This window comes from Enterococcus plantarum (assembly GCF_001730295.1).
GTDB lineage: Bacteria > Bacillota > Bacilli > Lactobacillales > Enterococcaceae > Enterococcus_L > Enterococcus_L plantarum.
On the sequence record NZ_MIKA01000002.1, the window covers coordinates 68,703 to 92,991 of the forward strand.

The following is a 24,289-nucleotide window of genomic DNA, read 5'->3' on the forward strand; positions in this document are numbered from 1 at the left end:
AAACGAATTTAGTTTTGTTCGGGTCTCTTTAAATTATATGCTAGCTTTTTTTATCGGATAACAAATTTCCGTGATATATAATTCTTCCTGCTCCTCTGTCGCAGGACTAGAGTGATAAATGTTAAACACATTCCCAGAGAGAATATACTCGTTTAAACGAAGCCAAGTTTTCATATCTTCATGTACTTTGGGCATGCGTTCATAGGTACCGCTAACGACGACAGAAGCAATTAAACCAGGAGCGAATAACGTTGCCTTAGAATAAGTGGATTTGAGTTTCTTTGGAATACCGATCATGACTTCGATATCTATACTATCCGATAGATCATTTTGGAAGACCGCAATCGAGTTGCCTAAGGTTGCTCGATCCTGTAGGTTGATTTTAGCGAATAATGTCTGCCAAAGCTGCTCCTCATGATAATAGGATTCGACTTTTTGGCGATAAGGAAGAACAAGGGTCTCTTTCATCATTCGTACTTCGATAGGGTAATTTATTATTTCGCTATTTGCTGCTGCACTTTTTTCTTCTAGTAAGCCTAAGTAGGTTAATTGTAGCTTTTTCTCTGCTAGTTCGGTTTCAAGTAATGTTCGCTGTCTTGCTAAATAATCGCTCATGTCGTCTTCATTTTCTAAAAGCGACTTGATTTCTTTTAGTGGAATACCAATAGTTTTGAGTGAAAGAATTTGATTGGCTTGATTGATCTGTTCAGGAGTGTAATAACGGTAACCGTTCTCTTTTTGGATAGTCTTTGGTTTCAATACATTTAATTTGTCATAATGCCGCAACATGCGTGGACTTATGTTTGTTAGTTCCGAAAATTCGCTGATTTTAAACATTTTTAGGCTCCTTAGGTAGTGGAGAGTCGATTGTTATTAGTATACTTGACTTTGACAGTATGACAAGGTTTAAACTAAGGTTAAATGATGAATGGAAAGGAGTAATACTATGAGAACATATAAAAATAAACAAGAATTGATCAATGAAATCAAGAAAAGGTACGAGAAGTACGAGGCGGAATTTGACCAAGTACCCGAAGACTTAAAAAATGAACGAATTGAACAAGTAGATAAAACACCTTCTGAAAACTTATCTTATCAGCTTGGTTGGGTGAATTTAATTCTTCAGTGGGAACGTGAGGAGCAGGCAGGGAAAATAGTTCAAACTCCTGCGCCAGGATATAAATGGAATCATTTAGGCGATTTATATCAGTCGTTTTATGAAAAGTATGGTGTATATAGTATTGCTGAACAACGAGAGAGGTTAAACAATTCAGTGACGGAGTTATGCCAATGGCTTCAAACGCTCTCTGATGAGGAACTCTTTGAATCAGGACAAAGAAATTGGGCGACAACTAAAGCGATGTGGCCTGTCTATAAATGGGTTCATATCAATACAGTGGCTCCCTTTACAAATTTTCGCACAAAGATACGCAAATGGAAGAAATTAGCTAAGCTAAACGAGTAAAATTGACTAGGATAGAAGTGGAGGACACTTTTATCCTAGTCAATTTTATAAATAGTTCATGTATTTAATAAGTTTCTCTAATGTCTAAATGAGTTGTGTCATATAACACACGGGCATGATTTTCTTTGATTAATGTCTTTTCTAATAAATTACCTGTTCTTTTATCGATGCATTTTCTAAAAATTTGTCCATTACGGAATACTTGTCCGTTTTCTCTTGAGAAGTATTCATTTTCTGCACGAATATGATAGCTGTTTTTTTGTTCATTATCTGAACGAAGTTCGCCATTAAGATGTGTTTCACTTACAGAGATGATCAATTGATAGGTATTTTGTGTATTATTTTTAAAACGATAATCCAAATAATTATAAACAATCGATGTTCCCGTGCCAAAAGGGATTTTACGTCCATAGTCTGGGAAAAGATCTAAGCCGTCATGATGGTGATGCTCAGTGATTTCCAACGGCGAATGAAGAATGATCCAATGAATCAAGTTCGTAAATTGGCAGAGACCGCCACCAATTCCAGGACGAACAGCATCGTTAAAAATCGTTACCCCATTTTTATACCCTTTACTTACGGAACATTTACCAACTAAATGCCAAAAAGAAAAAGATTCATTAGGTTTTATCAAAATGTTTGATACTTTAGGTGCAGCTAACCGTAGATTAGTAGCTTTATTTTCTTGTAAGGTGAGATCTGTATTACCTAATTTTCTGTGTATTAAAGAAGCATGCTTGTAAACGGATACAGGTAAAAGCGTATCTGATTTAGTTTGGGCAAGCTTTTCTGGCTGAATAAAATCTTGTACGTTTCTCTGCAAAATATTTTTTTTAACTGATATTTCGTAAGTTAGTGGTGATAGTTCGCTAAACAATTTTCTTTTCATCATTTATAACCCCAATCCATTTTGTAATCTCATTGTAACACAAAAGACTTTTTTTAGAAATGGAAATGTAATAATTAAAAATTTTTAAAGAGTAGTGTTTTGTTAATGAAAAAAGAGCCAACCAGTATGAATGGTCAACTCTTTTTCTCAATCCTTTAAACGGTTAATAACTTTTCAACAGATAATTCAGTCATAGAAGCTACTTGCAAATCAGCTCCAGCTAAGTTTTCTGTCTCAGAAATTCCGACAGCATACATTCCTGCAGCTTTAATTCCTTCAATTCCTGCTTGAGCATCTTCGAAGCCTATTGCATCTTTCGACTCGATCTTGATACTTTCAGCTGCTTTTACAAAGATTTCTGGGTCAGGTTTTCCTTTTTTCAGCGTTTCTGGGTCAACGATATGCCCAAAGAAATCAAGAACCCCCAATTTTTCTAAAATCATCGGTGCATTTTTTGAAGCCGAAGCGATTGCGCAAGGAATGTTACGCTCTTTTGCTTGGACTAAAAAGTTGTGGACCCCAGGTAATAAGTCTTTTTCAGAAAGATCCGCTAATAGTTTAACATATTCCTCATTTTTCTTTTGGGCCAAAGCTTCCTTTTCTTCGGTAGTAAAATCATTTTCCTTGTGGCCATAAGCTAAGATTTTCTCTAATGAATCCATGCGGTTGATACCTTTTAATGTCTCATTGAAGGTTTCATTAATCGTTATTCCTAACTCTGCAGCTAAATTTTTCCAAGCAATATAATGGAATTTAGCTGTATCGGTAATCACGCCATCTAAATCAAAAACAAAGCCTTTTTTCATGTGTATTCTCCTATCTGATAATTAGTAGTTAATCATTGTGACTTTATCGGCCCTCAATTGATGTGGTTGATTTTGTACAATTACCGTTGTATCTTGTGATGGACAAACGTGGACAGTATTGTTTGTAATAAACAGATTATAATGAATTCCTTTGTGATCAATATTAAAGGCCATCTCAGTCCAATTTTTCGGTAGATTTGGTTGAATCATCAGGCGGTTCTTTTTGATATCGATTCCAGCATAAGTCGTCAAAGTAACATAAATTGTTGCAGCCATCACGCCTGTATGGATGCCTTCAGCGGTCGTTCCACCTTGAATATCTTGATAATCTGAGTACAGGGCTTCTTGATACAGTTTCCAAGATAAATCGTGAAAGGCGACTTGTTCTGCTAATTGTGCATGAACGATTCGTGATAAAGTTGAACCATGTGATGTGCGATTTAAATAGTACAACAGATTTTTCTCAAGATAATCTGCAGGTAAGTCGTAGTCAAGTTCCTCTAAAATTTCGTCGATTTTTTCTTTATTTAAATTGTAGAATAACATTAAAGTATCTGCTTGTTTTGACACTTTATAGTCATCAGGTGACTGACCTTCTGCTTTTAAAATACGATCCATTCGATAAATATTACCGTATTTCTCTTTTGCTTTTTCCCAATCGATTTCTTTTAAATCAAAATAGCCTTCATATTGGGCGATAATCCCATCTTCATTGACTTCAATGGATAGACGTTTACGAATAGCTTCCATTTCTTTCAGATTTTCTGATGTTACGCCAGTTTTATTGAATAATTCTGCTTGTTCTTGCGTATCTAATAGTGAAAGGATCGTTTCTAACTCTTCAAATAGCCAAACCACCATCAAATTGGTGTAAGCGTTATTTTTTAAACCGCTCTCGGGACTATCGGGATATGCTTCATGAAATTCATCAGGTCCCATGACTTTATCGATATAATATCGATTAGTCGTGTCATCAAACGTCGTGGCACTACGCCAAAAATTGGCGATCTCTACTAACATTTCTGCCCCATATTCTTTGATGAATCGATCGTCTCTTGAATTGTTCCAGTACATCCAGACATTGTACGCAATCGCTAATGAGACATGACGCTGAAGAATACTATGGTCTTCACCCCATTCGCCGTTCAATGGATTCAAGTGCAGTTTTTGTGTATCTTCGCTACCATCAAGACCCGATTGCCAAGGATACATCGCACCAGCGTAGTTGCTTTCGCAAGCATTTTCCTTCGCTTTTCCTAAGCGATTGTAGCGATACATCAACAGTTGTTTCGCTGTTTCAGGGAAATGCAGAATGTAAAATGGCAAGATAAAAATCTCGTCCCAGAAAATATGACCGCGATAGGCTTCACCATGTAAGCCACGGGCAGTTACAGAAACGTCTAAATCATTATTATTAAATGGAGAAGCAGATACTAATAAATGATACGTATGAATTCTCAATAATTTTTGAGACATTAGGTCGCCAGTGATTTGAACATCTGATTTGTTCCATAATGTTTCCCATGCTTGTTTGCTCTCATTGAATTCAGAGTCAAAAGAAGCTGCTGGAAGTAAGGTAGTTTGCCAATTTTCTTCTGCTATAGAAACTTTGACTTGGACTTGTTTTTCGAAAGTATATGTTTTATGTTGCTCAGCATAGAAGGTGATTTCTTGTTCAATACGTTCTTCGCCGATAGAATTTTTGATTGCATCAACATCAAAAAAATCACCCGTGATGGTTGCCATTTGTTGGACATTTATTTTCGATTGATTCGTTTGAACTTCAATCATTGAGGTGTTTTTTTCTGCCAGTAATTGTGTTATATGGAAATGCTTAGCGGTTAGATTACGATAGCGCTCAACATTAAAATTGTAGACAGAACCATCAGTTGTAGTTTTGACTGTAATGTTTTTAGAAAAGTTTAGTGGTTTGATTGAATATTTAATGCTGTAATTATTCTTTTTAGCCATGTTGACTATTTTTTGGGCTGTTATTTTTACTTGATGTTGGTGGGAATCTTCAAGAATCATATGAGAAGAGAATAAACCCGTTTTTAAGTCTAAATTTCGGTGCAAATAATGAAGCGAGGCTTTTTCAAGAGTTAGCCATTCATCGGCTCCGTCTACTTTTATGCGAATAAATTGATTGTTGGGTGTATTGACGAAGTCTTCATTTTCAACGATTTGCCCCGCAACTTCTGATTTTTCCTCGTTATAAAGTCCTGCAATATAAGTCGCAGGATAATGTTCTTTTGAAAGGGTCATTTCAGGAATTGTGCCACGTAAGCCCATAAACCCATTACCAATCGTCAATAATGACTCAACTGAATACTCTTCTTTACCAGGGGTATAGCCGAAGTAATCTAAATTCCAAGTTAAGTATTCTGATTTTTCTTTGAATGCTGCAGCTAAATCTTTGGCTGTGTCTAGTTCAGAAACGGTAAGAATCGGTAAATTCAGTAATTCTGAAAAATGTTTAATAATATTTTCTATCCCTACATTCAAAGCTGTTATTTGTGTGTGTTGGCTATAAAATTCAGGCGCTACGTCATTGAAAACAGCACCTGTAACGCTCGGAAATTGTTCTTTGATCTGTGTCGCTAATATTTCCGCTGTTTTAGGGAACTCAAAATCACTAAAAGGAATTGTATACTCTGAGAGTAGATTGTCTTGTTTTTTTTCTTGGATATGTAAGCTATTTTGCGTAAGTGTAAGGAAAAGAAAGTTCATTATGAAGGACTCCTAACTAAGATTTATTTAAACTTGTATAGACATGTTGTTGTTTTCGTTTTCATTATAGTATGAATCTCTTGTAAATACAAGTCGGATAATCTAAAAGAATTGTTTCAAGTCGAAAGCTTACTTGCTGAGAATGCTATTTTTTTAAGGAAGAATGTGCTATCATTTTCTGTGAGTATCCTAGGTTGGAGGGGTGGACATGAATAAATTTCATGATATATTTTTAGAGCTTGAAAAAGGGATTTTAGAGGGAGATTATCAGCCTGGAACATTATTACCAAGTGAAAATCAATTAGTTGAACAATATTCCGTTTCAAGAGAAACGATTCGTAAAGCATTGAATTTGTTGATCAATGCTGGGTATATCCAAAAACAGCAAGGTAAAGGATCAATTGTTTTAAATGTAAGAAAATTCGATCTACCGATTTCTGGTGTTATCAGTTATAAAGAGCTACAGAGTGCGCAACAAATACATAGTGTTACTAGAGTTGTGGAACTCAAAGAAGAGAGTGTCACTGAATCTTTGGCTCGTTTGACGGGTTGGGAGAAAGAAGCTGCAGTTTGGCGATTGGTTAGACAAAGGGAAATCGACGGAGAAGTAGTGATTATCGATATCGATTATTTACTAAAAGAAATCGTCAACGAGTTGCCAGAAGTTCGAGCCGCAGATTCTATCTATGATTATTTAGAGAACGATTTAGGACTAGTTATTAGCTATGCACAAAAAGAAATCACAGTGGAATCTGTAACAGAAGAGGATCACAAATTAATGGATATTAAAGAAGATACACATGTGGTCGTTGTTCGAAGTGTAGTCAGTTTAGAAGATACACGTTGTTTTGAATACACAGAATCTAGACATAGATTGGATAAATTCAAATTCGTTGATTTTGCTAGAAGAAGAAAAGCGTAAAGAAATAATAATTCTTAATTGGGGGAGGAAAAATAGTGTATATAGGGATCGTTTATTTTGTTGTCATTATTTTAGCGAATACAGTTGGTGCGATTTCAGGAATGGGCGGCGGCGTTATTATTAAGCCTGTGCTGGATACACTGCACTTTCATCCACTAGCAGCAATTTCATTTTATTCAAGTGTAGCAGTTTTCACTATGTCAATCGTCTCTACACTTAGACAAATGAAAAATGGATTGAAATTGGAAATCCCCATTGCAGCATTAGTGTCTTTGGGTTCTGTAATAGGTGGTATTTCTGGGAATTCGGTATTTGAATCCTTGTTGCGAATATTTACGGATGAAAAATATGTTCAATTGATTCAAATTATTTTGACAATCATAACGCTTCTTTTTGCTTATTTTTATACGAAAATGGGCAATGCGCGTTCATTAGAGTTGTCTCATCCTATTTGGTATGTGGTTGTCGGTTTATTCTTAGGATTTATTTCTACTTTGCTTGGGATTGGTGGCGGGCCGATCAATGTGGCGATATTGATGGTATGTTTTGGAATTCCAATCAAAGAAGCAACGGTTTATTCGGTTATTACAATATTCTTTTCCCAGGCCGCAAAATTAGTTACGATTGCACAAACAACTGGTTTTGGTCGGTTTGATCTTTCTATATTATTATACGTGATTCCAGCTGCTGTTTTAGGCGGTTTTATAGGAGCATTAATCAGTGGAAAAATTAGTTCTGAACGAGTGACACAAGTGTTTCAATTTGTTATTCTTTTAGTATTAATATTAAATTTATGGAATGGTATACAATTATTCATTTGATCGTTAAGCGGATCATTTTTATACTATCCAATGTACTGAGGAGGCCACATTAATGGAGTATCATGTAAAAGAATTTACAGAACTTACGACTAAAGAATTTTTAGAAATTGTAAAACTAAGAATCGCTGTATTTGTGGTTGAACAACACTGTCCGTATCAAGAAGTCGATGAAGCTGATGAGGGAGCTTGGCATACTTGGTTACAAGAAGGAGCTGATATTGTTGGCTATACCCGAATCATCGATAAAGGAGATATAGTAACGTTTGGCAGAGTAATAGTGAATCCTAAGTATCGTGGGAAAAAATTAGGAAATAAACTTTTAGCAGAAACGTTAAAAGTAGTGGAGGATAAGTACCCCAATCGTCCAATTGTTATCGGTGCGCAAGCGCATTTGACAGATTTTTATGGGGCTTTTGGATTTGAAGCAATTTCGGATGTGTATTTAGAAGATGATATTCCCCATATTCATATGAGGAAAAACTAACTAAAAAGTGGTCATGCACAATAATGCGTGCTTATTTTTTTCAATATAAACAAAAACTTCCCAAAAAATGCGAGTGTACTTGCATTTTTTGGGAAGTCCAGTTACAAAATTAAGTGAATCTAATCGTGAAGAGTTACTTTTTAATATCTTCCATATTCTCTTTCAAAACGCCAGTAGTTTTTGCAGCATTTTGTGCCGCTAACAAATCACGGATTTGTTCTAATAAATCATCTGTTGTTGGACCAGCAGCCTCTTCTTCTTCTTCAGGTTGTGGTTTCTTTTTCATCTTGTTGACAGCTTTTACGATTAGGAATAAAACAAAGGCTGTAATTAAAAATGTAATAAGAGCACTGATCACATCACCAATATTGAAAGCCACACCTTTAACGTTAAAAACGAGTGCACCTAATGCATCATCTGCGCTTTTTTCTCCGGTAGTCAACACGAAAACTAAGCTAACGAGCGGTGTGATCAATCCATTAACGATTTGTGTCACAATGGCAGTAAAAGCAGAACCAATAACAACCCCAACGGCTAAATCAAGGACATTTCCACGCATAATAAATTCTTTAAATTCTTTGATCATAAGTTTAACCTCCCTTTCTCAAATTCAGTATACAGAAAAAGTGAAAAAAATTGAAATGAAAGACTCTTACATCAAGGAAAGACAGTTGAGCTGTGCTATAATTAAATGGATATAGAAAATCTTAAAAAAACATTTAAAAGCAGCCAGATGATTGTATTTCAGACTGGACTTTATTATGATGAAAAACAAAGAGGAGCTGACAAGATGCCGATCACATTAGCACAAGGAGTCAACTTACATGTTGTTCCAACAGAAAAATATAAAACTGTGCGTATTTTGGTTCGTTTTAATACGCGTTTGAATAAAGAAACAATCACGAAACGGACACTTCTATCTAGTTTGCTAGAAACTAACAGCTTGAACTATCCCGATCAAGTGAAATTAAGCGAAAAATTAGCAGAGTTATACGGTGCTAGTTTTGGAATCAATGTGAATAAAAAAGGGAATTTACATTGGCTAAACCTTTCAATGAACTTAGTTAATGATAAGTATTTGGACAATAGTCATGTCTTAGCAGATGCTGCAGAATTTCTAAAAGAAATTTTATTTTATCCCAATATTAATGATGGCCAGTTTGAAGCAGAGACTTTCCAACGTGAAAAAGAAAATTTAAAAGCATACTATGAAAGTATTTCAGAAGACAAACAAGTGTATTCTTCTTTGGCATTACAAAATTTATATTTCAGTCAATCTGAAGACCAAAGAATTCCAAGTTTTGGGACGATTGCTGATTTAGAAAAAGAGACTGCTGAAAGTATTGCGGCATATCATCAACAAATGATCCGAGAAGACCAAGTGGATATTTTTGTTCTCGGAGATGTGGATGTAGCCGAAGTAACAGCACTATTTAGTACATTACCATTTGAAGATCGCGCATCTGGCAGTGCAGATATTTTTTATGCACAACCATCTAGAAATGTAATCGAAGAACGTTCTGAACAAGAAATTTTAGCGCAATCAAAACTGAATTTAGGTTATCATACAGATGTTTATTACGGCGACGAAAACTATTTTGCGCTACAAATTTTTAACGGTGTATTTGGTGGATTTCCACATTCTAAATTATTTATGAATGTCCGTGAAAAAGAAAACTTAGCCTATTATGCGTCTAGTAGTGTTGATACATTCCGAGGATTTTTAAGCGTTCAGACCGGAATCGATGGTAAAAATCGCAACCAAGTTCTGCGTTTGATTTCAGTAGAATTAGAAAATATACGTCAAGGTAAAGTGACAGATCTTGAAATTGAACAAACAAAAGCAATGTTAAAAAATCAATATTTACTTTCGCTAGATAACGCAGGTGCGGTGTTAGAAAATGAGTACTTAAATGATTTGATTCCCCACCTTCGTTTAAAAGATGATGAGTGGATTCGTCGAATGGAAGCTGTCACATTAGCGGATGTTCAACGTGTTGCAAAATTAGTACAATTACAAGCCGTTTTCTTTTTGGAAGGAGAAAAAGTCGATGAATAAAAAAGAATATCCTCAAATCAACGAAGTTCTCTATACAGAAGTCCTTGAAAATGGCTTAACTGTTTATTTATTACCAAAAAAAGAATACAACAAAACCTATGGCTTATTTACAACGAATTATGGTTCGATCGACAATGAATTTGTTCCAATCGGTGAATCAGACTTTGTAAAAGTACCAGATGGAATCGCTCATTTTCTAGAACATAAGATGTTTGAAAAAGAAGATGGAGATGTGTTCCAACAATTTGGCCGGCAAGGTGCTTCGGCTAATGCTTTTACAAGTTTTACGAAAACAAGCTACTTATTTTCAACAACAGATCAAGTAGAGAAAAATTTAGAAACATTATTAAATTTTGTTCAAGAACCATATTTTACCAAAGAAACAGTCGATAAAGAAAAAGGGATCATCGGACAAGAAATTCAAATGTATCTGGATGATTCTAACTGGCGTTTATTTTTCGGGACATTAGGCAATCTTTATCCAAAACATCCTCTGCATATCGATATTGCAGGAACCGTGGAAAGCATTGATGAAATTACAGCAGAAGATTTATATACTTGTTACAATACATTTTATCACCCAAGCAACATGACATTATTTGTTGTTGGAAAAATGGATCCTGAAGAAATGATGGCCTTTATCCGCAAGAATCAGTCGGTGAAAACATTCGCTGAAGCTGAACCGATCAAACGTCATTTTCCCAAGGAAACAGCGACAGATATTATTAAAGAAAGTTCTATTTCAATGGCTATCAGTCGTTCAAAAGTTATCGTTGGCTTAAAAGGGTTAGATGAAGTTCCAACAGATGGCAAAGCATTGCTGAAATATAAAACGACAGCGAATTTGCTCTTCCAATTATTATTTGGTAATACGTCACAAAATTATTTGACTATGTATAACGAAGGGTTGCTAGATGATAGTTTTGGCTATGAATTTAGCTTAGACCGTAGTTTCCACTTTGCAGATTTTGGTGGAGATAGTGATCAGCCTGAACAATTAGCGCAACGAATTGAAGAGATTCTGCTATCAGCTGACAATAGTCCTGAAGTCACAGAAGAAAATCTATCATTGTTGAAGAAAAAAATGATTGGTAAGTATTTCCAATCGTTAAATTCATTAGAGTACATCGCAAACCAATTTTCACAATCACTTTACGGTGAGACGACACTGTTTGATACGCCAGAAGTGATTGAAAGTGTTCAATTAGCGGATGTGAAGAGAGTAGCACAAGTATTTATCAACAAAGATGGATTGAGTCGTTTTTATATGTATCCCAAAAAATAATGAGGATTTAGTAGAAATGGATCGAGTGGTAATTATCTGATTTTTCTAGACTGCTGATTTTCTCATTTATAAGAAAAGTCAGCAGATAGTAAAGTTGGAATGTGTACGCTAAAAAAAGTCCAATATTTAGTCAAAAACTTTCAAAAATGTTATCCTCATCAGTATTTTTTTATGTTATCCTTAGAAGAGTTGGATGAATAGACGCTTCCAACTATTTTATTCAAATGTTTTACATAAGACAATTAGAGTCGTTAAACTTATAAAAAGCAGTTAGATAAAGAACTATTCAGAGGTGATTTATCTTGTTTATCAATACGCTGCAAATTAAAAATCGCCTGATCGATTTAGGCAAAAACTGATAAATTAGAAAGACTGGAGAAGATGGACGAGTGGCCAGCGTGAATATAGGAAAAAAATTAAGAGATGCACGACTGCAACGAAATATGTCGTTAGACGAACTGCAGCAAATTACTAAAACACAAAAACGCTATTTAGTAGCGATTGAAGAAAATGATTTTGATTCTATGCCAGGAACTTTTTACGTACGTGCATTTATTCGTCAGTATGCAAGTGCGGTTGGATTAGATGGTAATGAATTAGTTGAGATTTATGATGGAATAGATGAACCAGAAGATGTAGAGACCGAAATCCAATATGAGACATTGGATGAGTCTCGGACGCAAATGTATGATGAAAATAGTCAAACTAAACGTTTTATGCGTAGCTTACCTGCGGTTATTTTTTCTTTGATTGGATTAGCAATCGCAATCGTTGTCTTTTACATTACATGGCAAGATCGTCAGGCGGCACCTATCATTCAGCCGCCAGCCTCTGAAATAATCAGAGAATCTTCGTCCGAAGCAAGTTCTGAATCAAGTCAAGCATCTGCCTCAAGTAGCACAGAGACGTCAAGTTCTAGCTCTTCTTCGGAGCCGAAAGCACCAACGGAAGTGAAGTTTGAAAATGAATCTGGTGTAACAGTGAACATGAGTGCAGTGAATGTGGCAAATCCAGGTAAACTGGAGTTTAGTGCTGTAACTGGACCTTGTTGGGTGGGTGTTTATATTGCTACAGCAGCGAACAATGACAATGGGTACTATTATCAAGAGACTATCCAACCAGGCCAGCCAAAATCTGTTGATATTCCAGCTGGGACCGCGCAAGTAGTCATTAGTTTAGGTGCTTCTGAGTATATGGAATTCAAATTAGACGGTCAAGAAGCGAATTTCAACCCAAATAACACTGGGATTGGCCCGAGAAATATCAACTTAACGTTAGCTTATGCACAAACAGAACAATCACAGCCACAATAAAAAAAGAATAGTTTTATTTGTTCATAATAGATGAGCGAGAAAAATTTACGATGGACGATCAGCCGTGGTAAGTGTTTTTCTCGCTCATTTGTTGGGACTATGACCAAATAGAGCTAAGTAAAATAAAGTATGTCTTTTTTAGTGACACTGGCTAGAAGATAACGTAAAATAAAGAAGAAAAGAGAGGGGTAACAAGCATTGAATTTACCAAATAAATTAACCGTTATTAGAATATTTATGATTCCAATTTTTATTGCCATCGTTAGTATACCAATGGATTGGGGGACGATTACTGTTGCGGGGACATCGTTAGCAGTCACTCAATTAGTGGGGGCAATCATTTTTGCAGTAGCAAGTATTACCGACTGGCTAGATGGAAAGATAGCGCGTGCACGAGGGTTAGTTACCAACTTTGGTAAGTTTGCCGATCCATTAGCAGATAAGATGCTTGTGATGACGGCGTTTATCGTATTGGTGGGGCAACAAAAAGCACCAACTTGGGTAGTGGCGATCATTGTATGTCGTGAGTTAGCTGTTACTGGATTGCGTTTGCTACTAGTTGAAGGTGGCGAAGTAATGGCTGCTGCTTGGCCAGGTAAAGTGAAAACGGCAACGCAAATGGTTGCGATTATATTATTATTCATTAATAATATTCCATTCGCAGCAATTGGATTTCCATTAGATCAAATCATGTTATACGTTTGTCTATTATTCACAATTTATTCTGGAGTTGATTATTTTGTGAAAAATGCAAGCGTCTTTAAGGGATCAATGTAAAAATCGACTAAAAATTCTAGTAAAATCAAAAAATGCAGCTACCTGATGAAGGAGCTGCATTTTTTCGTTAAATCCATGGACCAATAACGACCGTATAGAGACTCAAAATAATCCCTGTAAGAATAAACAGGATACCTAAAGTAAACAAAGGGTTGAATTTTTTAGGGCGGTTCGTTCCTTTTTTAAATAATTTTGATAAGGCTGCAAATAAGAGCCCTAAAATAATGAGTAAACCATTCACGAAAAAAGTCGATAAGGCATTTTTTTTCTTACGTGTATTTGTAAGGACAGAGTTTTGTAGAGCTTTCAATTTTTTGGCATATTTGAATGAAACACTTGGCGTTTGGAGTGTAGGGGATACTTCTGCAAGTCCATTGTCCATCATTAAATTATTAGCGGATAAAGTGAAAGCCGGTTCGGTATTTTTTTGAATAAGACCGTAAAAATCCTGCTCTAAAATTATTTCTTCGTTATTTATCGTATTATTTCCTTTAGAAAGCAATTGTTTATACTCATACGTCGCGAAAGCTCGGTCAAAAATTGCATTACCAAAAGCATGACGCTGTAATTCCCCTTCTTGATCTTCCCAATTTCCTACACCTAGTACAATTTCTATTAGACGTGTATTGTCTCGTTTGGCAGTTGCTGCATAGTTAAATCCGCCAGTAGGACTAGAACCAGTTTTTAAGCCGTCTGCTCCGTCATAACCATAAGCAAGACCAGGTAGTGAATAATTGTGGTTTTCTAACACTTCAGCATAAGGTGTATTTTCCATGATCGTGATTTGAGTTGGACTGGTGTATGTCACCGTATCTGGATAATTTTTCAGTAAATGATAAGATAAAATAGCTAAATCTCTTGCTGTAGTAACGTTATCCGCATTTTGGTCGATTCCTGCCGGTTTGTAGTAACCGTTGAATGAGCCCGTTTCAGCACCGCTACAATTGTAAAACGTTGAATTTGTCATACCAAGTTCTTTGGCTTTATCATTCATCATATGAATAAATTTAGCTTCATCATTGGCAGTTACAAGGTTTGCTAGCATAACCGTTGCGACATTTGATGATTGTACGAGTGTTGCATACAATAAATCGCGAACAGGGTAATCGACCCCAGAAACGATTGAATTGTTACTTAATTCATAGATCTGTGAAATCGCTTGGTCGTTGTCTGTCGCTTTCACTGTGGTATCCAACGTAAATTGTCCCTTTGCCATTGCTTCAAATACAAGATAAACAGACATTAACTTAGCAATACTGGCGGGGTTCCATTTTAAATCTGGATTATCTGCCCAAAGGACCTGTCCCGTTTCTTCTTCGATTACAATTGAGGCCTTTGGTTTATATAATTCATTCGTTTGATACCCTGCATTTTGAGTGATTGTTAGAATATCTTCTTGAGCGTAAGCACTAGCAGTTGTAAAGAGGCCTGAAAAATAGCCTACGACCAATATTAGCAAGCACATTTTCAGTAAAACAGTTCTTTTCTTCATATAAACATCCTTTGTCATTAATTATTCTGTTATATAGATACGCCGGAAAGTTTCAGTTTCGGTTGCTAATTGTAAACGTAAAAGGTCGGCAATCTGAGTTTCGTTGATTAAATTAGGAAATAGAAAAAATAGGGTGCTAAAATAAAACACCATCTTCTATTAAACTATCGTTTTTTTGCAAAGTCAATGCTAAACCAAAAGTGTAACAGTTCTATTTTACGTGAAAAACGAATAAAATTGTTTCTTTTTCATACACTTTAAATAAAAAGTAATTTTTGAGTAGTTTTGGTATACTTAAAAAGACGGGGGTGGATGTGAAATGAAGATTGAACAAATGGTTGCTTCTCAATGGGACGATCTATCAGAACAGATTTCCCAAAGCCGATTACTATTGCCTTTTTATAGTACTCATACTTTAGCTAGACAAGAATTTAGTAAAAAAACGCGGGAAAATTCGGGAATTGCGTATGTTATCTATAGAGGAAAAAAACCATATATATTTTTGACTGTTGAAAAAGGCATCGTCACCAACCTATTGATAAGAGAATCAGTAAAGCTTAGTTGGTCAGCAATCTTCCTTACGATTGAACACCTTTTTAAACAAACATTTCAACCAACTATCACATTTATTTTTACTCAATCACTTACGATTCATTTACAAGAAGTCTTCTTGAGATATGGATATGCGATTCATGAGGATCGAATAAGTATAAAAGAGTTAAGCTATAATACGGCACTAGTATTAGGTGGCGGAGGGGCTCGAGGTGCATATCAAATCGGTGTTTGGCAAGCATTGGAAGAATTGGGCATCTCAGTGAATATCATAACAGGCACATCTGTAGGTGCCTTGAATGGTGCTTTGATTTTACAAGACGATTTTGAAGCTGCTAAAAATATGTGGGAAAAAATCGAGACGCAAAAGATATTGTCTTTTCCAACGACGACGGCATCAGCTGATACACTAAGCGGAATGGTCAGTCAAATCGGTTCATTTACGATCAATGCTATCCAATCAAAGGGTGTCTCCACACTACCATTACGAAATTTGATCAAAGATACTTTCTCGCAAGAAAAGATGCAACAGGTTGCGTTAGATTTTTATTTGGTAACCACTGAATTACCAAATTTACAAGAAAAAGATATTCACTTCAATACATGTCAAAGTGAGCGCTGGCAAAGTTGGTTATTGGCATCTGCTTCTTTTTTTCCAGCTATGGCAGCCACTCAGATTGATGGGAAATATTATGTAGACGGCGGTTATCGGAATAATATCCCAGTTGATATTGCGCTACAAAAAGGAGCGACAGAATGCATCGTAGTCGATGTCAAAGGCCCAGGAATAACAAAGCCAATCAAAATCCCAACAACGGCAACGGTGCTGAATATCCAATCATCGTGGTCTATGGGAGCAGTTCTTTTATTTGACGGAGCTCGTTCGACCCAAAACATCCAGTTAGGTTATTTAGAAACAATGAAAGCTATCGGGCGCAACTATTTAGGACACTGGTATACGTTTGATGAAACTCTGAAGAATGTTGAGACATTCCAACGTGAGTTTTTTGCTTACATTGAATACACGTATCAAATAAAATTATGGAACTCTACCGAACAAAAAAATAAAATCTGTAAAAAATTGCGTAAAGTTTATAAAGACAGGGTGTATACTGAAAATATTGGGTTGGTTTTGGTTGAGTTATTAGCAAAGAATCAGGAAATCTCTGCTTCTAAGCTATATAAGCTTCAAGAATTAGTAGAAACTCTTCAGCAAAGCGGACAAATGAAGGTTGAATTGGTGGATACGATCGGGATGATTTCTCTCCAAGAATGGCTAAAGAAATATTATGAAGACTACTTTTTACTTTCTGACAAACAACAGTTATCATTAATGAATAACTTACTGAATGCAGATGAGAAGGAAAAACCACAGCGTTTGGCTTTTTTATTAGATAAATTACCAACTCAAACGCTACAAATTTTAATGAAAGAATTTATACTACAAGGAGCGGATAAAGAATGAAACAAGAATTTTCATATGAAATCGTAGAAGAAATTGCCGTATTATCAGAAAATACGCAAGGTTGGCGCAAAGAATTCAATTTAGTTAGTTGGAATGGTCGTCCACCAAAATTTGATTTAAGAGATTGGTCTGCTGATCACGAAAAAATGGGCAAAGGAATCACCCTGACGAATGAAGAATTTGAGATCTTGTCTAAAGCAATAAAATCAATGTAGAGAGGACACCCTGTCGATGAAAAGTATGACTGGTTTTGGAAAAGAAACATTTTTAAATGACACGTATCAAATTGATGTTGAAATCAAGAGTGTCAATCAACGGTTTTTAGATATTCAGTTACGGATGCCAAAAGAGGTGAATCCTCACGAGATGGCTATTCGCCAATTAATGAAAGAGACAATACAGCGCGGTCGGATAGAGGCCTATATTAATATCAAACAAACTGGTAGCAGTAATAAAGAAGTGTTAGTTCATTGGAATCTCATTCATCAATTGTTGGGAGAGATTCAACAAGAATTAACAGCTAATTATCCCCAAGCTGAATTTGATGCTGCGCAAAATATCAATCAATTGCTTAATAATTCAGACTATGTTGAGGTCACAGAAAAACAAGAAGCAGACGAAACATTTGGTTTATTAGTTCTAGAGTGCGTGAAAACAGCGGTTATGCGAATCGATGCGAGTCGTTTGCAGGAAGGTCAAAAGATTCAACAGGTTCTAGCAACTTATTGTCAAGATTTCATAGCGTTGGTGATGGAGTTAAAAAGTTTTGTAGATATTTATGAAAAGGATTATCGCGAAAAATTTGAAGCAAAGTTAAATGATTGGCTAGGTAGCCAAGTTGATGAAACTCGTTTGTTGACGGAGTTAGCAATCTTACTTGAAAAAGGGGATATCCATGAAGAATTAGATCGTTTAGAGATTCATGTTGAGAAGCTGCAAGAATTATTGACGCAGTCAGAACCAGTGGGTCGGGAATTAGATTTTCTGATTCAAGAGATGAACCGAGAGGTCAATACGATCGGGTCCAAATCCAGTCCCATTGAGATCAAAAACATCGTAGTTCAAATGAAAACGATGCTCGAAAAAATTCGTGAACAGATTCAAAATGTCGAATAATAGAAAATAGTTTGTGATTCTAGGTTTTAAAGCTATAATTAGAGAGAAGAAAGCGAAGAGGTGAATAAGTATGTCAAAGTATTACGATGTAACGTTCCATGAATTAAGCGGGAAATCTGTGGTCAAAAGAGAAATCATTTCTGATAAAGAGCCGTTTGATGTTTGGGAAGATGCTTGTATGTCATTTACAGATGATGTTTTCAACATTCGTGTGAATGAAGAGGCGTTTGTGACATTAAACCGTCGTTTCGTAGTCCGAGTGGACGTTGAAGAAGTGGATGGGCCTGTGGATAAAAAAATCAAACGCCATGATGAAATTATGGGCGTTGTGAATACTTTATCGAATATGGGATTTTAAGAGAAGTAATAATCTAATGAGCCTGGGACATAACTAAAAAGGGTATGTTTCAGGCTCTTAGTAACCGAATAAACGGTGGGCGAAGAAGCAACTCCTTCGGAAATAAGCCGAAATCCACAAAAATTTGAAGAGCAATTTTCGTAAATTCCTTCTTATTTCTCGGAGTTAAACACATCATTCTGTCCCAACCTCTTGGTTTTTAGAAAAAGATAAACAGGCCAACTGCCGAAAGAATAGACAAAATTCCTAAACTAAATAGCAAACGGGTCATTGGAGTCGAGGCTTTGCGGCTACCTCTTCTAACACCAGCGATTCTTTTCTTAAATACTCTTGAAAGAATTAGCAGTAGTAAGCCGAAAACAGCTAGGATACCGATGGCCAAATAGTTATGACCTTCTTTTTTTGTAGATGAAAGTTGGACAGCCTTCTTTTTTTCTATCTTAACGGGCTTGTCTGTGGATCCTTTTTCGCTAACTTCTCTGTACTGAACACTTTTAGCAGGGATGTTCGGAGATACTTGACCGTATTCATTGGCTAAAGATAATTTTCCATCAGTCAATGTAAAACTAGGTTCGGTCTCTTTTTTAGCAAATCCGTAAAAATCTTGATCTAAAATAAGTTTTTTTCCATTGATCTTATTTGATCCTTTAGAAAGCAACTTTTTGTACTCATAAGTAGAGAAAGCATGCTCCAAAATTGCATTTCCAGCAAGATGGCGTTCATATTCTCCCTCTTGATCAGACCAATCACCCACGCCCAAAACAACTTCAATTAGTCGAGTATCGCCTTTTTTTGCTGTAGCGATATAATTAAAGCCACCAGTTGGACTTGATCCTGTTTTTAATCCATCTACTCCATCAAAGCCATATTTTGCACCTGGTAATGAGTAATTGTAAGTTTCAAACGTCTCAGCATAGGGTGTATTTTCCATCGTGGTCACAACGGGCTTGTTAGTGAACTGTAAAACCTCAGGGTATTTTTTAATTAAATTATAAGTCAAAATAGCCAAGTCTCTAGCAGTTGATTTATTATCGCCGTCTGGATCGATACCTGGTGCTTCATATAATCCATCAAAGGCGCGAATTTGGGCACCGCTACAGTTAAAATATGTTGTATTTGTCATACTTAATTCTGCTGCCTTTTCATTCATTTTGCGAATGAAACCAGCTTCATCATTATCAGTAACTAGGTTTGCCAGCATCAGTGTGGCAACATTAGAGGAGGGGACTGCTACCATTGAAAACAAGTCACGAACAGGATAGTCAACGCCAAGAGCAATCTTATTGTTGCTTAAGGCATAGATTTGAGAGATATTCACATATTTTTCCGTTGCAGTAACAGTAGTGTCTAAAGTGAATTTACCTTGTTCCATTGCTTCTAAGGCTAAATACATCGTCATGACTTTAGCGATACTTGCAGGACTCCACGATAAATCAGGTTGTTCCTCCCATAAAATTTGACCAGAGTCAGCATCAATTACGATCGAGGCTTTGGGACGGTAGGCTTCTTTGACGGGAAAACCAGATTTTTCTGCAAAGTCCATTAGATGTTCTTCTGCATAACTTGTCTGAATAAAACTCCCGAATGAAATACAAGCAGCCAGCAGAAGAAAACTAATTATTTTTAAAGGTGTGTTTCTTGTGAACATAGATTTAAATCCCTTCGTTTTTTATACATTAATTTCTGTGGGTGATGCAGTTGCTAAAGTATAAAAGTACATATTAACTCTATTTTACTTGAAAAATTGGTAAAGTATATACTTTTTTTGCAAATAATTTTGTAACAGAGGTAACAATTTTGACAGCTAGTAAATCAAATAAAATGAGGGGGATAGAATGAAATGCAAGAATGGAAATTAGACTTCACCATATAAAATGATTTTATTCGATACCTAAATAGAAAAGTATATTCATTTTTTGACAATATTCTACAGTAAAGCCTTGAAAATTACTGAAAAAAAGTGCATTATAGAACTAATACTTTATTAACTTATCTAGCTTTACGAAACAGGGTCGTTCAGCTTTTAAATTATTTAGCTTTATGAGCCAGTTCTTCGGAAAAAAGATGAAAGTTGCTAGTGCCAAAGAACGGCACGATCTACTTTCCCTATTTTTCAGTCAGAACTAATCAGCTTCATTCAGCTTTTAACGAAAGGAAGTCATCATGTCAGAGCGTGGGTTATTAATTGTACTATCAGGTCCTTCCGGAGTCGGTAAAGGAACAGTACGGAAAGCAATTTTTGATAGTGAAGAGAATGATTTTCAGTACTCAATTTCTATGACTACCCGTAAGATGCGGGAAGGCGAAGTAGAAGGAGTCGATTACTACTTCCGCACAAAAGAAGAATTTGAAGCAATGATCGAAGCTGGTGAAATGTTAGAGTATGCGCAATATGTAGGGAACTACTACGGAACGCCGCTTTCTTACGTTAACCAAACGCTTGATGAAGGAAAAGATGTCTTTTTAGAAATCGAAGTCCAAGGAGCCGAGCAAGTGAAAGAAAAAGTGCCGGACGGCGTATTTATTTTTCTAACACCACCGGATTTATCTGAACTAAAATCACGAATCGTGGGTCGGGGTACTGACGATCATGATGTGATTGAAGAAAGAATGCGTGTGGCTCGCGAAGAAATCGAAATGATGGCATTATATGATTATGCTGTTGTGAATGATAAAGTACCATTGGCAGTGAAACGAATCAAAGAAATTATCGCGAGTGAACATTTTCGCGTTGATCGAGTAATTGGTAACTATATTAAAATGTTGAAGGAGATGTAGCCTTATGATGCTAAAACCATCTATTGACTCATTGTTAAAAGAAGTACCATCAAAATATTCGCTTGTTATCTTAGCAAGCAAACGCGCTCACGAATTAGACGAAGGTGCACAACCAACACTAGAAGGTTTTGAATCTGTAAAAAGTGTAGGCCAAGCACTAGAAGAAATCGATGCTGCAACAGTGATCAATGATCCTCGTCCAGAAGAAAAACGCGAAAGAATGCGTATGGCAAAAGAAGAACAAAAAATGAGACACGAACAAGAACAAAAAGAACTTGAAAATCGTATTCGCGAAGAAAAAAGTCTATAACATATATATAACTGGGATGAAACTATGTTAAGGTTTCATCTCAGTTTTTATATGTTTAGAAACCAAACAATGAACATCTGCTTTAATTTTTGGTAACAGAAATCAGAGGAACAAGACAAATGCTTGATTCTTTAGTACAATAGGCAAAGAAAAGCTGAGCAGATCATCTAGTAATGGCATAATTCAATAAATACAGAATGGAGGAATGTTTATGAGAAAAGCGGCGCAAGTGATTGTTGATGTCCCAACGATGCAGACAGACCAACCCTTTACTTATTTGATTCCTTTTAATTTAGAAGAACAATTAACAGTCGGCATGCGGGTGGAAGTTCCTTTCGGGAATGGAAATCGGCATCTTCAAGGCTTTGTTTTAGCGATAGAGGATGTTTCTGAAGAAGTGATAACAGCTCAAAAGTTTGAATGGAAGGAAATTCTTTCTGTTTTAGATTTAAAACCAGTTCTCAATACTGAATTGTTGGAGTTGGCAGATTACATGAAAGAAAAAACATTTGCGTTTAAAATCACTTGCCTACAAACTATGTTGCCTAGCGTAATGCGTGCAGATTATAGCAAATACATATATTTAACAGATGAATTAGAGGAAGCACTACAAGAGGAATTGTTTTATGGATTAAACGAAATCGCTTGGGAAGATGCGTTGACTCGAAATATTTTACCGCAATTAATGCAACTGAGAAAACAGCAAAAAGTCGATATCCGTTACGAAGTGAATACACGAAATCGAGTGAAAATGATCCGTTACATTCAAGCATTGAAAGACTTTGAGCAATTGGAAGAGGCGCGTCTGGAGCTTAGAAAAGGTTCACAAAAAAAAGAACTGCTAATCAATTATTTGCAGCAATTAGGGTTAGAAAAAATGACCACGGTCAAAGAGATGAAAGAACTAGGATTTAGTACCGCGGTGTTAAATGATGGGGCGAATAGACAGTGGTTAACGTTCGTGGAAGCGGAAGCCTATCGTGATCCATTTGCGGATCATACCTTTGAAAAAACGACAGCGCTAGCCTTAAACAATGAGCAGCAAAACGCGGTAGAAAAAATTCTAAGCTCCATGAATCAAAGGATAAGCAAAACATATTTACTGGAAGGAATCACTGGTAGTGGAAAAACCGAAGTATACCTCCAAGTAATCGCTGAAGTTTTAAATCAAGGGAAAACGGCCATGATGCTAGTACCGGAAATTTCGTTGACGCCGCAGATGGTTCATCGTTTTAAAAGCCGGTTTGGAGAGCAAGTAGCGGTGATGCATAGCGCTTTGTCACAAGGGGAGAAATACGATGAGTGGCGTAAAATCGAACGGGGTGAAGCACAAGTCGTAGTGGGTGTCCGTTCTGCTATTTTTGCTCCTTTAGAAAATCTTGGTGTTGTAATTATCGATGAAGAGCACGAAGCAAGTTACAAACAGGAAGAAACACCGCGTTATCATGCACGAGATTTGGCAATCTGGCGTGGGGCTTACCATCATTGTCCAGTGGTTTTAGGGAGTGCGACCCCTTCATTAGAGACCAGAGCACGGGCACAAAAAAAGGTGTATGAACGACTAGTATTATCGAAAAGAGCCAATCAAACTGCAACATTACCAACAATTGATGTGGTAGACATGCGTGAAGAACTTCAAAATAAAAACACCTCCTCTTTTTCGGTAGCACTTCAAGAAAAAATTCAAGATCGTTTGGCTAAGAAGGAACAAAGTGTTCTGTTATTGAATCGTAGAGGTTATTCCTCTTTTGTAATGTGCCGAGATTGCGGGTATGTTTTACCTTGTCCAAACTGTGATATCTCATTGACGCTTCATATGGATACGAAAACGATGAAATGCCATTATTGCGGCCATGAAGAACGAATTCCTTATCATTGCCCGAACTGTAGCGGAGATAAAATCCGTTATTATGGAACTGGGACACAAAAGGTGGAAGAAGAGCTAAAAGCTTTGTTTCCTGACAGTCGTGTTTTGCGAATGGATGTGGATACAACAAGGCGAAAGGGAGCTCATGAGAAAATTTTGACAGCTTTCGGTAATCATGAAGCAGATATTCTGCTAGGAACACAAATGATCGCGAAAGGGCTGGATTTTCCCAATGTAACGCTAGTTGGTGTTTTAAATGCGGATACGGCACTTAATTTACCAGATTTCCGTTCAAGTGAACGAACGTTTCAGTTATTAACTCAGGTCAGCGGAAGAGCAGGAAGAGCAGAAAAACCTGGAGAAGTCATCATTCAATCGTTTAATCCAGAACATTATGCGATCCAATTAGCCAAAGCACAGGATTATGAAGACTTTTACCAAAAAGAAATGTACGTCCGGCATCGTGGAGACTACCCGCCATTTTTCTTTACGGTACAAATCACAGCGAGCCATCCAGAAGAAAATCAAGCGGCTAAGCAGATGTTTGAAATCGTCAAAGAGCTAAAAGAAGGATTATCTGATCAAAGTATTTTACTTGGGCCAACACCGAACGCCATCATGCGGGTCAATAATCGTTACTTTTATCAAGTAATCATTAAATATAAAAACGAACCTAATTTACAAAATATCTTGAAAAAAATACTGACCGACACTCAAAGAGCAACAGCACATGGGTTGAAATTATCGATTGATGCTGAGCCGATGAATTTTATATAAGCGATTCAACCTTATAAAAGAAA

22 protein-coding genes are annotated in these 24,289 nt (G+C 36.4%); 15 read left to right on the top strand and 7 right to left on the bottom strand.

Annotation, left to right across the window (positions count from 1 at the left end; translation table 11 throughout):
• Nucleotides 1-33: 33 nt before the first annotated feature.
• Complete coding sequence (locus BCR22_RS01640; RefSeq protein WP_069653265.1) at nucleotides 34-837, bottom strand: MerR family transcriptional regulator; 804 nt, start codon at nucleotides 835-837, stop codon at nucleotides 34-36.
• A gap of 109 nt (nucleotides 838-946) precedes the next feature.
• Here BCR22_RS01640 and BCR22_RS01645 point away from each other — a divergent pair, with 109 nt between their 5' ends.
• Nucleotides 947-1,465: a ClbS/DfsB family four-helix bundle protein gene (locus BCR22_RS01645; RefSeq protein ID WP_069653266.1), complete on the top strand. Its 519-nt coding sequence runs from the start codon at nucleotides 947-949 to the stop codon at nucleotides 1,463-1,465.
• 64 nt (nucleotides 1,466-1,529) lie between these two features.
• Here the strand turns inward: BCR22_RS01645 and BCR22_RS01650 are convergent, their stop codons facing one another.
• The 3 genes from BCR22_RS01650 to BCR22_RS01660 form a co-directional block, all read right to left on the bottom strand.
• Nucleotides 1,530-2,354, bottom strand: a complete 825-nt coding sequence (locus BCR22_RS01650; protein ID WP_069653267.1) for a VanW family protein — start codon at nucleotides 2,352-2,354, stop codon at nucleotides 1,530-1,532.
• A gap of 155 nt (nucleotides 2,355-2,509) precedes the next feature.
• Nucleotides 2,510-3,160: a beta-phosphoglucomutase gene (gene pgmB, locus BCR22_RS01655; protein WP_069653268.1), complete on the bottom strand. Its 651-nt coding sequence runs from the start codon at nucleotides 3,158-3,160 to the stop codon at nucleotides 2,510-2,512.
• Between the two features lie 21 nt (nucleotides 3,161-3,181).
• Nucleotides 3,182-5,890, bottom strand: coding sequence for a glycoside hydrolase family 65 protein (locus BCR22_RS01660; RefSeq protein ID WP_069653269.1), 2,709 nt, complete (start codon nucleotides 5,888-5,890; stop codon nucleotides 3,182-3,184).
• A gap of 208 nt (nucleotides 5,891-6,098) precedes the next feature.
• Between BCR22_RS01660 and treR the strand changes: the two genes are divergently transcribed.
• From treR to BCR22_RS01675, 3 genes are read left to right on the top strand one after another with little or no spacing between them, the layout of a single operon-like run.
• Nucleotides 6,099-6,812 (top strand): trehalose operon repressor, encoded by a 714-nt coding sequence (gene treR / locus BCR22_RS01665; RefSeq protein ID WP_069653270.1) that lies wholly within the window; start codon nucleotides 6,099-6,101, stop codon nucleotides 6,810-6,812.
• A 35-nt stretch (nucleotides 6,813-6,847) separates the two neighbouring features.
• The gene (locus BCR22_RS01670; protein WP_069653271.1) at nucleotides 6,848-7,633 is read left to right on the top strand and encodes a sulfite exporter TauE/SafE family protein; all 786 of its coding nucleotides are present in this window, start codon (nucleotides 6,848-6,850) and stop codon (nucleotides 7,631-7,633) included.
• A gap of 52 nt (nucleotides 7,634-7,685) precedes the next feature.
• On the top strand, nucleotides 7,686-8,117 hold the full coding sequence (locus BCR22_RS01675; protein WP_069653272.1) for a GNAT family N-acetyltransferase: 432 nt from the start codon (nucleotides 7,686-7,688) through the stop codon (nucleotides 8,115-8,117).
• 133 nt (nucleotides 8,118-8,250) lie between these two features.
• On the opposite strand, the gene mscL is transcribed toward BCR22_RS01675, so the two are convergent.
• Nucleotides 8,251-8,703, bottom strand: a complete 453-nt coding sequence (gene mscL / locus BCR22_RS01680; protein ID WP_069653273.1) for a large conductance mechanosensitive channel protein MscL — start codon at nucleotides 8,701-8,703, stop codon at nucleotides 8,251-8,253.
• A gap of 204 nt (nucleotides 8,704-8,907) precedes the next feature.
• On the opposite strand from mscL, the gene yfmF reads away from it, so the two are divergent.
• The 4 genes from yfmF (at nucleotide 8,908) to pgsA (ending at nucleotide 13,551) form a co-directional block, all read left to right on the top strand.
• Nucleotides 8,908-10,176: an EF-P 5-aminopentanol modification-associated protein YfmF gene (yfmF, locus tag BCR22_RS01685; RefSeq protein WP_069653305.1), complete on the top strand. Its 1,269-nt coding sequence runs from the start codon at nucleotides 8,908-8,910 to the stop codon at nucleotides 10,174-10,176.
• Nucleotides 10,169-11,461, top strand: a complete 1,293-nt coding sequence (yfmH, locus tag BCR22_RS01690) for an EF-P 5-aminopentanol modification-associated protein YfmH (RefSeq protein ID WP_069653274.1) — start codon at nucleotides 10,169-10,171, stop codon at nucleotides 11,459-11,461. Before yfmF ends, yfmH begins: the two co-directional genes overlap by 8 nt.
• Before the next feature lie 389 nt (nucleotides 11,462-11,850).
• Nucleotides 11,851-12,774: a helix-turn-helix domain-containing protein gene (locus BCR22_RS01695; protein WP_069653275.1), complete on the top strand. Its 924-nt coding sequence runs from the start codon at nucleotides 11,851-11,853 to the stop codon at nucleotides 12,772-12,774.
• A 198-nt stretch (nucleotides 12,775-12,972) separates the two neighbouring features.
• Nucleotides 12,973-13,551, top strand: coding sequence for a CDP-diacylglycerol--glycerol-3-phosphate 3-phosphatidyltransferase (gene pgsA / locus BCR22_RS01700; protein WP_069653276.1), 579 nt, complete (start codon nucleotides 12,973-12,975; stop codon nucleotides 13,549-13,551).
• 67 nt (nucleotides 13,552-13,618) lie between these two features.
• Here pgsA and BCR22_RS01705 read toward each other — a convergent pair whose 3' ends face one another.
• Complete coding sequence (locus BCR22_RS01705; protein ID WP_069653277.1) at nucleotides 13,619-15,043, bottom strand: DUF1958 domain-containing protein; 1,425 nt, start codon at nucleotides 15,041-15,043, stop codon at nucleotides 13,619-13,621.
• A gap of 319 nt (nucleotides 15,044-15,362) precedes the next feature.
• Between BCR22_RS01705 and BCR22_RS01710 the strand changes: the two genes are divergently transcribed.
• The 4 genes from BCR22_RS01710 to BCR22_RS01725 all read left to right on the top strand — a co-directional run bounded on the left by BCR22_RS01710 (nucleotide 15,363) and on the right by BCR22_RS01725 (nucleotide 18,534).
• Nucleotides 15,363-17,060, top strand: a complete 1,698-nt coding sequence (locus BCR22_RS01710; RefSeq protein WP_069653278.1) for a patatin-like phospholipase family protein — start codon at nucleotides 15,363-15,365, stop codon at nucleotides 17,058-17,060.
• Nucleotides 17,057-17,275: a YdbC family protein gene (locus BCR22_RS01715; RefSeq protein ID WP_025870292.1), complete on the top strand. Its 219-nt coding sequence runs from the start codon at nucleotides 17,057-17,059 to the stop codon at nucleotides 17,273-17,275. The genes BCR22_RS01710 and BCR22_RS01715 overlap by 4 nt, the downstream gene beginning before the upstream one ends.
• A gap of 16 nt (nucleotides 17,276-17,291) precedes the next feature.
• Nucleotides 17,292-18,176, top strand: a complete 885-nt coding sequence (locus tag BCR22_RS01720) for a YicC/YloC family endoribonuclease (RefSeq protein WP_069653279.1) — start codon at nucleotides 17,292-17,294, stop codon at nucleotides 18,174-18,176.
• 70 nt (nucleotides 18,177-18,246) lie between these two features.
• Nucleotides 18,247-18,534: a hypothetical protein gene (locus BCR22_RS01725; RefSeq protein WP_069653280.1), complete on the top strand. Its 288-nt coding sequence runs from the start codon at nucleotides 18,247-18,249 to the stop codon at nucleotides 18,532-18,534.
• A gap of 199 nt (nucleotides 18,535-18,733) precedes the next feature.
• Here BCR22_RS01725 and BCR22_RS01730 read toward each other — a convergent pair whose 3' ends face one another.
• Nucleotides 18,734-20,077 (bottom strand): DUF1958 domain-containing protein, encoded by a 1,344-nt coding sequence (locus BCR22_RS01730; RefSeq protein ID WP_420841164.1) that lies wholly within the window; start codon nucleotides 20,075-20,077, stop codon nucleotides 18,734-18,736.
• 620 nt (nucleotides 20,078-20,697) lie between these two features.
• On the opposite strand from BCR22_RS01730, the gene gmk reads away from it, so the two are divergent.
• The 3 genes from gmk to priA all read left to right on the top strand — a co-directional run bounded on the left by gmk (nucleotide 20,698) and on the right by priA (nucleotide 24,266).
• Complete coding sequence (gmk, locus tag BCR22_RS01735; RefSeq protein ID WP_069653282.1) at nucleotides 20,698-21,312, top strand: guanylate kinase; 615 nt, start codon at nucleotides 20,698-20,700, stop codon at nucleotides 21,310-21,312.
• 4 nt (nucleotides 21,313-21,316) lie between these two features.
• Entirely contained in the window at nucleotides 21,317-21,622 is a 306-nt protein-coding gene (gene rpoZ, locus BCR22_RS01740; RefSeq protein WP_069653283.1) for a DNA-directed RNA polymerase subunit omega, read from the top strand.
• A 211-nt stretch (nucleotides 21,623-21,833) separates the two neighbouring features.
• Nucleotides 21,834-24,266, top strand: a complete 2,433-nt coding sequence (priA, locus tag BCR22_RS01745; protein WP_069653284.1) for a primosomal protein N' — start codon at nucleotides 21,834-21,836, stop codon at nucleotides 24,264-24,266.
• Nucleotides 24,267-24,289 lie beyond the last annotated feature (23 nt).